This window comes from Micromonospora sp. NPDC057141, assembly GCF_042670805.1.
Classification (GTDB): Bacteria; Actinomycetota; Actinomycetes; order Mycobacteriales; family Micromonosporaceae; genus Micromonospora.
This window is the reverse complement of sequence record NZ_JBHUVA010000120.1, coordinates 1-15,247: the sequence shown is the minus strand read 5'-3', so window position 1 is coordinate 15,247 and position 15,247 is coordinate 1. Positions and strand designations below refer to the sequence as shown.

7 protein-coding genes and 1 pseudogene are annotated in these 15,247 nt (G+C 66.7%); 5 read left to right on the top strand and 3 right to left on the bottom strand.

What is annotated here, in order from left to right; translation table 11 throughout:
* Window positions 1-114: 114 nt before the first annotated feature.
* Window positions 115-723, bottom strand: coding sequence for a hypothetical protein (locus ACFT41_RS30825; protein ID WP_377589439.1), 609 nt, complete (start codon window positions 721-723; stop codon window positions 115-117).
* Window positions 724-1,508: 785 nt separating this feature from the next.
* Between ACFT41_RS30825 and ACFT41_RS30820 the strand changes: the two genes are divergently transcribed.
* Both ACFT41_RS30820 and ACFT41_RS30815 read left to right on the top strand, forming a co-directional pair.
* On the top strand, window positions 1,509-4,640 hold the full coding sequence (locus ACFT41_RS30820; protein WP_377589438.1) for a LamG domain-containing protein: 3,132 nt from the start codon (window positions 1,509-1,511) through the stop codon (window positions 4,638-4,640).
* Between the two features lie 278 nt (window positions 4,641-4,918).
* Window positions 4,919-11,662: pseudogene (locus ACFT41_RS30815) on the top strand (RHS repeat-associated core domain-containing protein); the annotation flags it as partial.
* Here the strand turns inward: ACFT41_RS30815 and ACFT41_RS30810 are convergent.
* Window positions 11,546-11,890, bottom strand: a complete 345-nt coding sequence (locus ACFT41_RS30810; RefSeq protein ID WP_377589441.1) for a hypothetical protein — start codon at window positions 11,888-11,890, stop codon at window positions 11,546-11,548. The pseudogene ACFT41_RS30815 and the gene ACFT41_RS30810 overlap by 117 nt on opposite strands.
* 125 nt (window positions 11,891-12,015) lie before the next feature.
* On the opposite strand from ACFT41_RS30810, the gene ACFT41_RS30805 reads away from it, so the two are divergent.
* The 3 genes from ACFT41_RS30805 (at window position 12,016) to ACFT41_RS30795 (ending at window position 14,505) form a co-directional block, all read left to right on the top strand.
* Window positions 12,016-12,372 carry a hypothetical protein gene (locus tag ACFT41_RS30805; RefSeq protein WP_377589437.1) on the top strand — a complete coding sequence of 119 codons (357 nt, stop codon included), beginning with the start codon at window positions 12,016-12,018 and terminating at the stop codon, window positions 12,370-12,372.
* 584 nt (window positions 12,373-12,956) lie between these two features.
* Window positions 12,957-14,213 carry a DUF6880 family protein gene (locus ACFT41_RS30800; protein WP_377589436.1) on the top strand — a complete coding sequence of 419 codons (1,257 nt, stop codon included), beginning with the start codon at window positions 12,957-12,959 and terminating at the stop codon, window positions 14,211-14,213.
* Between the two features lie 34 nt (window positions 14,214-14,247).
* Window positions 14,248-14,505, top strand: a complete 258-nt coding sequence (locus ACFT41_RS30795; RefSeq protein WP_377589435.1) for a hypothetical protein — start codon at window positions 14,248-14,250, stop codon at window positions 14,503-14,505.
* Window positions 14,506-14,559: 54 nt separating this feature from the next.
* On the opposite strand, the gene ACFT41_RS30790 is transcribed toward ACFT41_RS30795, so the two are convergent.
* Window positions 14,560-14,796, bottom strand: a complete 237-nt coding sequence (locus ACFT41_RS30790) for a hypothetical protein (RefSeq protein ID WP_377589434.1) — start codon at window positions 14,794-14,796, stop codon at window positions 14,560-14,562.
* Window positions 14,797-15,247: the final 451 nt, after the last annotated feature.

The window sequence follows — 15,247 nt, the reverse complement described above, 5'->3', positions numbered from 1 at the left end:
CCGCGTTGGCGCGCGGGCTCTACTCGATTCCTGGCTTGGAACTCGTCGGGAGGGTACGCCTCCCGACGCTCATCCACAGGTTTCGAGCATTGCTCCGGAAGCCTCCGGCCCGTTCTATCTTGCTGGGTGCTCAGTCTGGGAACGGATTTGCCTGAACATCTCGCCTGGGTCGTCGGCTTGGGTGAGACCGCCGAAGTGGATCATGCCGAGGGTCTGCGCGGAAGCCCAGACGCAGACATCGACGCGGAGATCCTTGCTCTGACCCGTACCGCACCGGGCCTTCCCGCCGAGTGGACCGGACGGGACCGGCTTCACCTCGTCGACAGCCGTCAGTCCGGCGAACACCGCGTCCAACACCGCGTCCGGCGCGGTGACGGTTCCGGACACCCCACTGAGGAGGATGAACCGATCGTCATCGCGATAGAGCCCGCGTTCGGGAGATCGGCGCTCCTTCGCCACGACGTAGGCGGTGCCTACCGCGCTTGTCGGCTCTCCCTGGACGAAACCCTTGAAGGCGCCCATGTTCTTCTCGGCCAGCCCGATCAGTCGTCGATCGACTGATTCGTTCCACCGTCCAAGCAGCTTCTCCGGCTTGTCGAGTCGCATCGCCGCAGGACTGAGGCTGGGCGAAGGCGGGGTGGAGGTCCGTGACTCGACGGTGTCCGCAGAGGGCGAACATCCAACCGCGCCCAGCAAGGCCACCATGACGAGGATGCCGAACATCGCAGTGTAACGTGCGCCGCCGATCGACGGTCTTCCCATCATGTGCGCCGCTTTCCGAAGCAGTTGTCGGCGCAGAGTATCGCAAGCTCCCGCCTCACGTGGTGCGGCACCCGGATCGATCCGCTGGAAGACTACGCCCGGCGAACGGGACTTGGCCGCGTGATGCCCTGGCCGGTCGAGACAGCCAGGGCCCCGCCGATCTTGGTCGGGCGGCCCCGAGTCGCTCTCATCCTTCGCAGCACCGGGACCCCCTCTGCGGCTGAGAGTTGCCAGGCCAGACGATCACTCACGGGCAGAAGAATCCAGACCACATGCCGCATATGAACGTGGCTCGCGTTACACACCGTTACGCCTTGTAGGGGTATTGACGCGAAGAGTGCCGAGCCTTAGCTTCAGTCGAATTCAATCTTGGGGGAGGCGACGTGCGACGTCGTTGGTCGATGACGCGTGTCCGCAGAACGGCATGGGGGCTGACAGCCGCTGTTGTCGCTGGCAGTGCGGCGGTGAGTGTTCAGGTCTCGGCGACGCCGGCACCGGCGGTGGCAGCCGAGACCACTTCGGCGGCCACGTCAGCCGAGGCGGTGGCGTTGGCGGCGGCGGAGCGTTCGGGCTCGCCCGTAGAGGTGACGGACTTGAGGTCGGAGTTGTCGCGGGTCTTGGCGACTCCGGAAGGTTCGCTGTTGCTGGAGTCCTACGCGACTCCTCGCTGGACCCGCGGGACCGACGGTGCGTGGCGGCAGATCGACACGACCCTGCGGATGACGGCAGACCGGGGAGTCGTCCCCGTGGCGACGCTGGCCAGAGTTGCCTTCTCGACTGGTGGTGCCACTCCGGCCGTGCGGCTGCCGATCGGCGACAGCAGCGAGGTAAGCCTCGGCTGGCCTGGCCCGTTGCCCGCTCCTCGGTTGGAGGGCGACACGGCCGTGTACGAGTCGGTGTGGCCAGAGGTTGACCTTCGGGTGCGCGCACTGGCAGACGGGTTCACGTGGGCCGTGGTGGTGAAGTCGGCTGAGGCAGCGGCCAATCCTGCGCTCCAGGAACTTCGCATGCCGTTGACCACGCCCGGGTTGACCCCGCGCGACCGCAGCGGCGGCGGGTTCGAGGTGGTCGACGGAGCTGGCGTAGCAGTCCTGTCGAGCGGAAACGCTCTGATGTGGGACTCGTCCACGAGCGGTGGGGCGACGACGCAGGCGGCAAAGGCCGCTGCGGCTCAACAGCAGCGCGACGTCGTTCGCGCTGCCCCGGATCTAGCTGAACAGGCCGAGTTGCCGACCGGAATCGAGGGTACGGATCTGGTGATCCGGCCGGACCTGGACCTGCTTCGGGGGCCAGACACCGTGTACCCGGTCGTCATCGATCCGTGGACGACCATCAACAAGGCGAAGTGGGGTTACACGGGCTCGGAGAACTTGACGCGGGACGACGGCGTCGCCCGGGTGGGCAAGGAGCCGACCGGCGCGGGGACCTTCCGGTCCTTCTTCCGGTTCAACCTGACGAGCCTGTCCGGCAAGGCGATCCGGTCGGTGAAGTTCCTGACCGAGATGACTCATTCGTGGGATTGCGCCAACACCCCGGTCAACCTGTGGCGGTCGGCTGATCTCGCCACCTCGGGCAAGCAGACGTGGGACGGGCCGAACCTGGCGTTGTGGCTGGATGAGCGGTCGGGACACGCCCACAAGCCCCCGGCCGCGCCGAGCTGCCCCAATGACCCGCAGCCGGACCTGCCCATGGAGTTCACCAGCACCAACCTGAAGAACGACGTAGCCGCGGCAATCGGCCAGGACAACTACACCCTGGCGTTGTCGACCCGCCAGTCCGACGGCACTTCCGAGACCACCGGCAACTGGTGGAAGAAGTTCGACCCGGCGATGACGAAGCTGACGGTGGAGTACAACACCAGCCCCACCACACCGACCGCCGGACAGATGACCACTCACACCGGGTACACCGCGCCCGCGAAGGCCTGCGTCACAGGCACCTCACGTCCCGTGATCAACTCCTCCGCGCCCTGGTTGAAGGCGACGCTTACGGACCCCGACGGCAGCAAGGGCGGTAGCCTCTCGGGCGTTTTCACCGTGCAGAAGTGGAACGCGACGACCAGCACGTGGGCGGCGGCGACGGGGTGGCCAAAGACCGACTCCGGCGTCGCGCCCGGGGCCACGGCCGAGGTGCAGTTCACCGTGAGCACCGCGAACGGGGACCGCTACCGGTGGCAGGTACAGACCAAAGACACCCTCGGCGGTAGCTCGAACGCGTCACCGTGGTGTGAGCTCGACATCGACACGTCGTCACCCGAGGCCGTCCCGGCCGTGGCAACCGCCGACGGCCTGTACCCGGCGTCCCCGCCCTTGGGCACGAACGTGGACGCCCAGGGCGGGATCGGATACTCCGGGCGTTTCACGTTCTCGCCCAACGGGGCCACGGGCGTCTACGACTACGTGTACCGCCTCAACGGTGGCGCCGAGTCCATCGTCAAGGCACCCACCCTCGGCGGCTCGGCAACTGTGTGGATCACCCCGGAGCTCATTGGCAACAACGTGCTGACCGTCGTGAGTCGCGACCAGGCCGGGAACCCCAGTGGCGCACTGGATTACAACTTCCTCGTCAACATCGCTTCCCTACCGAAGGCGCAGTGGGCGATGGACGAGGGAACAGGGACCTCGCTGGCCCCACCCGCAGAGGTCGGCGGGGCCTCCGCAACCCTGACCAACGGGCCCACCTGGACCGACTCGCGGATCACCGGCACGCACAAGTCCCGCGGCAAGGACTGGGCGGTCAAGTTCGACGGCGTCAACGACTACGCGAGCGCCAACGTCGGCCTGGACACGTCCCGAAGCTACTCGGTCGCCGCCTGGGTGCGACCCGACGCCGATGGGCTGATGGAGATCGCCGGGTCTCCCGCGAGCGCCACCGACTCGTTCATGCTCCGCAAGTGGGGCGACAACCGCTGGACGTTCGGGGTCATGGAGGAGAACCTCGGAGCCACCGCCTTCACCAACATCTTCGGGCCGATAGCGGTCACGGGCGTGTGGACCCACGTGGCCGGCGTGTATGACGCAGCCGGCGGAAAGCTGCTGCTCTACGTCAACGGCACGAAGGTCAGCACCGGCACGGTTCCCCGGACCTTCAACGCCGGCGGCACGATCACCCTCGGCCGTGAACGCTGGAACAGCACCGATGTGGCGCACTGGAACGGCGCGATCAGTGAGGTGTCAGTATGGGACCGCGTCATCGACCCGGAGCTCGACCTGGCGCCGCTGGTCGCGGCTGTCAAGGTCGGAGCCTGGGACATGGAGGACGTCGACACCGAAGCACCCCGCCAGGAGGGCGACGCATCGGGATACCAGCGCCCGCTGACCCTGGCCGACGCCCCCGCCACTGACTGGGCGATGGAAGGCGGATACAACGGCTCGACCGGCCTGCTGGTCAACGGCAGCCCCGGCTCCGCAGACACCGCAGCATCCGTATTGCGCACCGACCAGTCGTTCACCGTCGCCGCGTGGGTCAAGGTCACCACGGCCGACCACCAGGCGGTCCTGGCGCAGGACGGTGCCACACGCGCCGCCTTCTACCTGATGTACGACGACCCCACCGACAAGTGGTGCATCACGATCCCGTCAGTGGACACCGGCACCGCGACTTGGCAGTACGTCCTCTCCGTCAACCCTGCCCAGCTGGACACGTGGACGCACGTCGTAGCCCGGTACGACGCTACTGCCCGAGAGCTCAGGTTGTACGTCAACGGCGTCCTGCAGGGTACCCGCGCCAACACCGTCACCTGGAACAGCTCCTCGGTGTTCCACGTCGGCAAGGCGAAGAGCTCCTACTTCGTGAACGGCGGCACCGTCGACCGGGTCCGTGCCTGGCAGGGGCTGCTGTCCGAGGGCGACATCCTCACCGACATGAACGAGGGCTGAGCCGCCTGGCCTGACACGTGGACACCTGCCGCCCGGCCGTATCGCTGCCCTCTGCACTGCTACGGCCGGCGGCAGGGTCGTACACGTCCTGCCCGGCTGGCCCCAGCTCAATGGTGGAAGGCCAGCGGCACTGACCCCATCCCCGGCAGAGCCGAGCGAACAACGACTGCCATGCGGCTCTGGCCAGCAGGAGCAGACGAGGCGCGCCCCGGCTCCCGGCTCCCACCCACCGCCGTGGATGCCAGCACGGCGCGCAGCCCTTCAGGCGAAAGGACACCATGGCCACCGTCAGACCCCGCCGGCCGGTACACCCGGCCCGGCACCGACCACACATTCCCCCACTGCTGCCCCGGCGCCCACTGACCGCCGCAGTGATCGTGCTCGCCATGGCGTTGGCGACTGTCGGCGGGCAGATCCCGGCGCAGGCGCGACCAGAGGCCACCGCCGAGCTGCTCAAACCGCAGCGCTACGAGTCGGTGCCCCTTCACCCGGTCAAGACCGCGAAGCCGGCGCCGGACGCTGAGGCCGCAGCCAACAAGATCCAACGCCCCTCACCGGTGTGGCCGGTGGCGGGAACCGCCGAAGTGACCCTACCTGCGACGGAAGCGCGGACGGCCACCTCGAAGCCGGTCCGTGCCGGATCGCTCCCGGTGGCAATCGCACCCCCAGGCTCCGACTCGGCACGCCGTCCGGCGGCGGCAGTTCCGGGCAAGGTACGGGTCCAGGTGCTGCCACAGGCCACTGCGGAGAGGGCTGGCTTGCGTGGCGGCCTACTCATCCGAGTGAGCCGCAACGACGGCGGGCAGTCGGAAGGCCAGGTCGAAGTGACGGTCGACTACTCGACCTTCGCCAGCGCGTTCGGCGCCGACTGGTCATCGCGGGTACGCCTCGTGCGCGTGCCCGAGTGTGCACTGACCTCACCGGAGGCCAAGAACTGCCTCGTGACGCCGCTTGAGTCCCGCAACGCGGTGCGAGACCGCACCGTGTCGGCCTCGGTGCCGGCAGGGCCGATCCGACCCGCCATGTCGAGAGCGGATGCGAAGCGCTACGGGATGGTCCCGTCCACCGCGACGAGCGGGACGCTGATCGCGTTGGCGGCAGGCCCGTCCGGTGGTGCCGGCAGCTTCACCGCGTCGAGCCTCGCGCCGTCGTCCTCATGGAGCCACGGCGGCTCCACCGGTGGCTTCAACTGGTCCTACCCGATGAGGACCCCGCCCGGCCCGGGCGGCCCCGCCCCGAGCCTCGCCCTGTCGTACTCCTCCCAGGCGGTCGACGGCAGGCAGGCGGCGACGAACAACCAACCCGGGATGATCGGTGAGGGCTTCGACTACTCGCCGGGATTCATTGAGCGCCAGTACAAGGCATGCGCCGATGACATGGACAGCTCCGGCGCGAACAACACCGTCAAGACCGGAGACCTGTGCTGGGGGCCCGACAACGCCGTCATGTCCCTCGGTGGGTCGTCGGTCGAACTGCTCAAGGGCAGCGACGGCAAGTGGCATCCCCGCCGCGAGGACGGCTCCAAGGTCGAGCTGCTGACCTCCCCGGTCTACAACAACGGCGACAATGACAACGAGTACTGGAAGGTCACCACCGCCAACGGTACCCAGTACTGGTTCGGTCGCCACCAACTGCCGGGCTGGAGCACCTCGCGCCCGACGACCAACTCCGTGCTGACCGTCCCGGTGTACGGCAACAACCCCGGCGAGCCGTGCCACCAGAGCACCTTCGCCGCGTCCGAGTGCGGCGGCAAGCGGCAGGCGTGGCGCTGGAACCTGGACTACATCCAGGACGTCCACGGCAACACCATGTCCCTGTGGTGGAGCAAGGAGACCAACTACTACGCCAAGAACAAGGCATCCTCGGCGCCCGTCGCATACGACCGGGCGGGCTACCTCACCCGCATCGACTACGGCACCGACAACCGCGACAACACCGAGTACGCCGCAGCATCCCCGTACGTCCAGAACGCGCCGATGCGGGTGGCCTTCACCTACGCCGACCGTTGCCTGGCAAACTGCACGACCAAGAACGACACCACCTGGCCGGACACCCCCTGGGACCAGGAGTGCACCGCCTCCACGAACCCCTGCCAGAACGGCTCACCCACCTTCTGGTCAGCCAAGCGGACGACGGTGATCACCACCTCCGTGTGGAAGGCCGCCCTGTCGAAGTACCAGCCTGCCGACTCCTGGACGCTGCGCCAGTCGTTCCCCGACCCCGGCGACGGCACCCGCGCCGGCCTGTGGCTGGAAGGCATCACCCACCGCGGCCTGAACGACCCCGCTCTGATCACCACGCCGAACGATGACACCAAGGCGGTCGTCGCCCCCGAGGTGACCTTCGAGGGCATCCAGATGCAGAACCGGGTCGACGCCACCGGCTCGGACTGGGCGCTGGCCATGAACTGGCGTCGGGTCAACTTAATCACGCTTGAGACCGGCGGGCAGATCTTCGTCACCTACAGCGACCGCCAGTGCGCCAAGGGCGGAACAATGCCGTCGGCCAGCGCCCTGGACAGCAACACCCTGCTCTGCTACCCGGTCCGGTGGACCCCACCGGCTTTCACCGACCCCATCACCGACTACTTCCACAAGTACGTCGTCCGTGAGGTCCAGCAGATCGACCCCATCGGTGCGGCCCGACCGCTGCGCACCAGCTACGAGTACGGCAACCCGGGCAACCAGCCGCTGTGGCACTACGACGAGGACAACGGCCTCGCCCCGGACAACCGCAAGAGCTGGTCACAGTGGCGCGGCTACCCGAAGGTCACCACCTACGTCGGTGAGGGCACCAACCGCGTCAAGACCGAAACGCTCTACTACCGGGGCATGTACGGCGACAAACTCGCCGGCGGCGGCACCCGCACCAGCACCGTCGAAGGTCTCGAAGGCGGAGCCGTCAACGACTACGACCACTACGCCGGCACCCCACGGGAACAGATCAGCTGGCTCGGTAGCACCGTGCTGGCCGCCACCGTCAACGACATGTGGCGATCGGCCGCCACCGCGACCCGCGCGGGCACCCCGATCGCCGAGGCCCGCTACAGCCGAGTCGCCACCGTCCACAGCCGGGCCACCACCGACACCGGTGTCCGCCGGGCCAGCACGACAACCACCTACGGCGACTACGGCATGCCGACGACCGTCCAGGACAACGGCGACGACGACAAAACCGGCGACGAAGCCTGCGTACAGACCGAGTACGCCCGCAACACCACGGGCGCGAACTGGCTCCTGACCCCGGTCAAGCGCACCCACGGCTGGATCGGCACCTGCGCCACCACGCCGACCACCGCAAGCCAGATCACCGCCGACACGAAGTTCAGCTTCGACTCACTCGCCTACGGCACTACCCCGACGAAGGGGCTGCTGACCAAGACCGAAGCCATCACGGGCTTCAGCGGCGGCACCCGCACCTACCAGCAGAAGTCCACGGCCGTCTACGACGCCCGTGGTCGCGTGACAGAGTCCACCGACGTCGCGGGGCAGACGACCACCACCACCTACACCCCGCTCGTCGGGGGTCCGGTCACCAAGGTAGAGACGAAGAATCCGCTGTTGTGGAGCGACATCGTCGACCTCGACCCGGTCCTCGGGCTCCCCATCAAGGCGACCGACCCCAACCTGCGGATCACCGAATACACCTACGACGCGATGGGTCGCAACACCGCCGTCTGGCTGCCTGACCGCGACCGCGCCGCAAACCCCTCCGCGCCATCGACCCGCTACAGCTACCAGCTGCGTAAGACTCAACCATCCACGATCGCGACCGAGTCCCTCAACGCCACCGGCGGATACGACGTCTCCCACGTCCTGCTCGATGGCCTAGGTCGCGGCAGGCAGACCCAGGAACCGGCGTATGGCGCTGGCAGGATCCTCACCGACACCTTCTACGACGCCGCCGGCCGGATCTACAAGGCGAACTCGGCTTACTGGAACAGCAGTCCGGTCGACCTCACCGAGGTTCGCCTCGGCAACGACTACGACGTCCCCAGCCAGACCCAGACCCTCTTCGACGTCGCCGGACGACCGCTGCACTCTCTCCTGCTCGCCGGCCAGAACGGGCTCCAGGTTGAGAAGTCCCGCACCTCCATCACCTACCACGGAGACCACACCACCACCGAACCCGCGCAGGGCGAGGCAGCCATCACCACCTGGACCGACGTCCAGGGTCGCGTCGAAAAGCTCTGGCAGTACCACAGCCACACGGCGACCGGCACCTACGACGAAACCAGCTACACCTACCACCCCACCGGCCAGCTGAGCACCGTCGAGGACGCCTCGGGGAACACCTGGTCCTACGCCTACGACATCCAGGGCCGCCCGGTCTCGGTCAACGACCCCGACCAGGGCACCTTTACCATGGCGTACAACACGTACGGTGACCTGGAGAAGACCACCGACTCCCGGCCCGACACGCCGGACCTGTACCGCACCTACGACCAGGTTGGCCGGCTCGAAACCGTCCGCGAGGGCAGCCTCACCGGCCAGAAGCGCATCGGATACACCTACGATTCGCCGGTCAAGGGCGTCGTCAAGTCGGCCTCCCGGTTCATCGGCACCGACGAGTACCGCGACGAGACCGTCACCGTCGACAAGCTCTACCGGCCGACGCAGACCAAACTCACCCTCCCAGCCTCGCAGGCAGGCTTCTGCGGAATCGGTGCCACGACCTGCAGCTTCACCAACAAGGCCACGTTCAAGGCCAGTGGCGCGCTCAACAACCTCACGCTCCCTGCAGCCGGCGGACTGAGCCAAGAGGTCCTCACCCACAAGTACGACACGACCTACGGCATGCCCGATCAGCTGGCCACCGACTACGGCGACGCCAGCTACTACGCCATCCAATCCGGCTACACCAGCCTGTTCGAACTCAACACCATCACCCGGGCCACTGCCCTGGCAGGCGCCAAGTTTCTCCAGTCCGCCACCTACTACGACGAAGCCACCGGCCGGGCCAAGAGCAGCTTGGTCTCACGCTCAACGTCCCCGGGTCTGATCGCCAACATCGAGTACGCCTACGACCCCAGCGGCAACCTCAAGAAGATCGACGACAACCCCGGCAGCGGCACCCGCGACACCCAATGCTTCATCTACGACCACCAACGCCGACTCACCCAGGCCTGGACACCCGGATCCCATGACTGCGCCACGCCGCCACAGAACGACCAGGAACTCGGAGGGCCGGCACCCTACTGGCAGCAATGGTCGTTCGGCGCGCCCACCGACCCGAAGGGCCGCATCGGGAACAGGCTGACCCAGACCGAGCGGGCCACCCCGACCGGAACCATCACCACCACCTACAACTACCCGAACCCGCAGGCCGCCCAGCCCCACGCCCTGCGGGGCTGGAGCCGAACGGACAACACCGGCACCACCACCGGCACGTACTCCTACGACAACGCCGGCAACATGACCACCCGCCCCGGTCCCTCCGGTCAACAGACGATGACCTGGGATGCCGAAGGCCATCTGGCCACACTGACCGACAGCACGGGCACAAACTCGTACATCTACGACGCCTCCGGCAACCGACTCATCGCCACCGACCCCACCAGCAGCACCCTGTACCTCGACGGCCAGGAGGTCCGGCGCAACAACAGCACCGGGCAGGTCGACGCCACCCGCTACTACACCTTCAACGGCGAGACCATCGCCCAGCGCACCGTCACCGGTATCACCTGGCTCGCCAGCGACTATCAGGGAACCGCCCAGCTCAGCGTCGCCACCGACACCAACCAGACCATCACCCAACGCAGACAAACCCCCTACGGCACACCCCGTGGACCACAGCCAACCTGGCCCAACCAACAGGGATTTCTCGGCGGCTTCAAGGACCCCACGGGCCTGACACACCTGGGAGCACGCGAGTACGACCCGACCATCGGCCGGTTCATCTCCGTCGACCCCATCAACGACCCCGGCAACCCCCGCCAACTCCCCGCCTACACCTACGCCGCCAACAACCCCGTCACGTACAGCGACCCCAGCGGCGAGATGATCCCCGAGTACGGGGATCCAGATGACCTCCAGAACCTCACCCCGTGCTGGGGTGCTGGACTGGGCGGTTACGAATGCCAAAACGCCGTCGAGGGCACGCATGGTCAGGGCGAAGGCGAGCCCTATCCCAGCAGCGGCGACAGCGGCTTCCCTAAGAAGACGAAATCCCAGGGCCGGCACGAGACCCTTGATTCCTGCGGTCTCCTTCTGCCTGGAGGAGTGGTCTGCGATGGCGCTAACGCGATTCTCTACATCACGGAGGGCAACTACGTCGATGCCGCGGTGTCGGCAATCTCCGTGGTCCCCGTCCTTGACTTCGCGTGCAAGATAAAGAGCTGGTGCAAAGCCACCGTCGGATGGATCGCAGACAAAGCAAAGGCGGCCGTCGGCAAAGCACCGACCGGCCCTGCACCCAAGATCGACCATGCAGCCGACGCCCGCGAGATGGCAGCCATCAAGGCGGATGCGCGGTCCGCAGCCAACCAAGCCCCCACCCCGAAACCACCGAAGCCGCCGGCTAAGGAACCAGGGCCAACGACCAAGGGGAAGCCTTCCAACAATGGTGGGGGTGGTGCACCCGCAGCGAAGTCCGGCTGCGCCAAGCACAGCTTCGACCCTGCCACACCCGTACTCATGGCCGACGGCACCAGCCGTCCGATCTCGGAAATCGCCGTAGGCGACAAAGTCATGGCGCACGACCCCGAAACCGGCGTCACGAGCCCTCAGACTGTAGAGGCGCTCCACACCAACAAGGATGAATCACTTACGGATCTCTCCATTCGAATCAACGGCGCCTCGGTCGAACCGCTAAAGACGACGCAGCATCATCCATTCTGGAGCAAAAGCCGCAATATGTGGATAAATGCAGCGGATCTCCAGGAGAAGGAAGCGCTGAGGACGCTGTCAGGCATCCCAGCCACCGTGGAGAAGGTTCACAACTTCCTCGGCGAAGCGCCGATGCGCGACCTTACGATCGCCGAGGTCCACACGTACTATGTGATCGCCGGCACAACACCGGTACTCGTGCACAACTGCGGTGGCGCTATTGTTGACCCCGGCAAGTTCGACTACATGTTCGGCAACGTTGCCTCCAACTCGCACAACGCTGCCCGCTCGGCGCAAAATCAGGCGCAGTTTGCTAGGGTTGGCGTATACAACAACGCAGAAGGTCGCGGGCTCCTGCAATCGCACTTCGATGAAGTGGTGGGATCCGACTCGAACATCCTGCGTACGTTCAAGAACGAGCATGGCGAATTCCAGATCCGAGACTCGTTGTTCGCTGGCCCGGGCGGCTTCTTGCACCTTGAGACCACCTGGCAAGTGACCGGCGACCGCCTTCGGATGACGACGGTTATTCCTCGCGGAGGTCGGTAATGGAGTATAGGCAATTTGTAGTTCCGTCGGATGCAGAACTGCTTGACACGCTAGGCGTTTCCCCTGAAGCGGTTGAAGGCGAACCTACAGTATGCGCCCTTCGGCTGACCGCCGCATCCGGGGATAATGTCCTCATTTCATATGACGTGCCAGGTCGCTCCTTCCGGATTCAAGTTTCTTCGGGCAATGCATTGCGCCTGGACTTGCTGCGGGAGTCAGTAACGAACTTCACTGTCGGTGCCGAAGATGGGAGCTTCCGCGTGCGCGTGGCGCTTGAATCGACGGGCTTGGCGGGCGAACTGGAAGTACTCGTGGGGAATGAGATATTCGTGCGGGACAGACTGCTGATGGCATAAATATATTCGACAGAACTCCCGCACTATTCCCTGAATTGAATTCAGTGGACCTTGACAGCCGCCCACTACGGCCACTCACCGTAGTGGGCGGCTCTTCCGTGATGGTCCCGGCAAAGTCATTTCGGTGTTGCGATCCTCGCCGGCGCGATGGCCGGGCGCAGCGGTTCCCGAACTGGAGAGATGCATCTCAATCATTCGACGACAGGCACAGCCACCTGTCGATAGCGTCGATGTGCACGGTGGCTTCTCTCGGCGCAGCAGACCCGGCACCCTTGGGCCGGGGTTTTCGGGGGTAAACACGGAGACCGGGCCAGCCCGGAACCACCATCAAAATCGGGCATGGGGTTCATGTCGGTTGATTGACGCGAACCGGTGCCCAACTTGGATTGGGCCTGGTTGGCGTCATCCCGCTCAGCTGAGCTCAGCCTACTGGACTGGAGCGGGGCTCGAGCCATCGGCCCGAGCCCCGCCTCGAACCCAGGAAGGTCTTCTCGACGGTGATCGCTGGCAGGTCGGTTGGCCTCGCGGACGTGTCGGAACGCTCGGCCCACCGGGGTGGCCTGCGTGTCTGGTGTGATGTACCGATGGGGGTGCAGGGCGACAGCGAGTTGACGGTGCTGGTGGATCGGTTGCGGCGGGATCGTCGCCGTGATCCGTACTCGGGCCGGGACGCCTACTCGCGCACGGCGCGTGAGGTCGCTGATCGCTGCGAGGAGTTGATCGAGGCGGGTGAGGCGTCGGTCGCGGTGCCGGTGCTACGCAGGGCGGTCGACCGGATGACGAGCGCCCTGATGTACATGGACAGCTCCTCGGGCGTGCTCGGCAACGACCTCGCGTGCCTGATGGAGGTCTACGCCCGGGCGTGTCGGGCCGCGCCGCCGCGGCCGGCAGGGTTGGCGGCGTGGCTGGTGAAGCTGGTGTGTGACGGCCCGGGCTGGCCGGAGGTGGTGCTGCGCGAGTGGGCTCCGGCGCTGGGGCCGAAGGGCCTCGCCGAGGTCGCGCGGTTGGTCGACGAGCGTGCCGTCGCCGGGACCGAGCCCGATGACTGGCATCGGCAATGGGCGGTGCGGTACCTGCGGGAGCAGATCGCCGAGGTTTCCGGCGACACCGACCGCTACGTACAGGTTCTGGCGGAGCATCTGGTCAGCGCCGCCCAGTACGGGCGGATCGTCACGGTCTTGGCGCAGGCGCAGCGCCCCGCCGAGGCGATCGACCGGGCCCGCCGCGGACTCGCCGCTCACCCGTCGGGTCATCAGTCGGTGGCGCTACGGGACCTGCTCGTCGGGCTGTTGATCGAGACCGGTGAACCGGAGGCGGCGGTGGCCGAGCGCCGGACGGCGTTCGACGTCCAACCGACGATCGACAACTTCCGGTCACTGCTGGCCACGGTGGTCGACACCGACCGGGACGCCGCGCACACCGAGGCGGCGTTGACGGTGGTACGCGAACGCGCCGCAGAGCAGGCAGGATACCTGCCCCACCTGATCGACGTGCTGATCCTCGCCGGTCGTGACGACGACGCCTGGCACACCGGGCTCGCGCGCTGGAACGAGATGCCCACCCGGCAGCGCGTCGAACTGGTGGAGTTGCGGCGGCGGACTCACCCGGCCGAGGTACGCGGGCCCTACCAGGCGCTCATCGACGCCCAACTGCTCGACTCCCACGACAAACGCCGCTACGACAAGACGATCACGCTGCTGTCCCGGCTGCGCGAGGCGTACGCGGCCAGCGGCGAGAGCACCCGATTCGACGCGTACCTGGAGGCGTTGCGCGCAGAACACCGCCGCCGGCCGACGTTCCTGGCCAAGCTCGACGCCGCCCGCTTCCAGTCCGGCCGATAAGGCGCGGCTGCTGGCCGACGGCAACGTCGGTGGGTTGGAGTCCGCCGGGGGCGGTGTCCAGGCCTTGGTGCGCGACCACAACGCCACCTTCCAGCCCTGGGTGGGCATGGTCGACGGGATCTTCACCAGAGATTGCGACTGCGGGATCATCGAAGACGACCTGTGCGCACACGCCGTCGCGACAGTGTTGACCGCGTTCCACGCGGGCGCCACCTTCTCCGGTGCCGCTCCCGTCGCGCCCAACACGCCCGCTACCTTCGGGCCGTGCAACGGCTGTCGGCCCGCCAACTGACGGGACCTGGTGGCGGGGCACGCAGCCCGGGACCGCCTCTTCACCACTTTGCTGCTAGGCGAGGCCGGCATGCTCGACGCCGCCGATACTTCCGGCCTCGCCGACTTCCGCACCGCGGTCCGGAACGCGTCGACCGTGACCGCCGGCAGTAGGTGACAGATCTCCGATGTGGAAACCGCCGGGCACCGCCGGGCCGCCGAAGTCAAGATCCTCTGCGCCCACCCCGCGACCCCTGCCGCGCTCGACCTGGTCGAGGAGGCCATCGTCGTCTGGGACGACCTGTCCGGTCATCTCCGCGACACCTACCACATCACCCGCACCGAAGATTCCGACGCGGCATCAGTCCAACTCGACCACCGGCCAGGTCAGAAGCGCGTCGGCGTGTCCGTCGGGCGCGCCACTGGCCGAACTGCTCTCCGCGGTATGCGGTCGCGAAGGTGAGCCACCCGAGGAGGAACCCGGCGTCCCCGTGGTGGGCGTCATGTGTTAACACCCGCGCATGGGTGCATCTCAGAGTGCACACTCGACACTGCCGAACCGCCCGCTTAACCTCACCGGCGTGAGTGATTCAGCCACTACGGTTTCGCAGGCAGACGTCGCCAGGCTCGCAGGCGTCACACGAGCTGCGGTTTCTCTATGGCGCAAGCGTGTTAGCCGTCACCGAAGGTGACGACGAGTTGGTTCTTGCCCGTCATTGGTCTTGAGGAGGTCTCTGGCGTGGCCCTGGTGGGGTTGCGGTTGT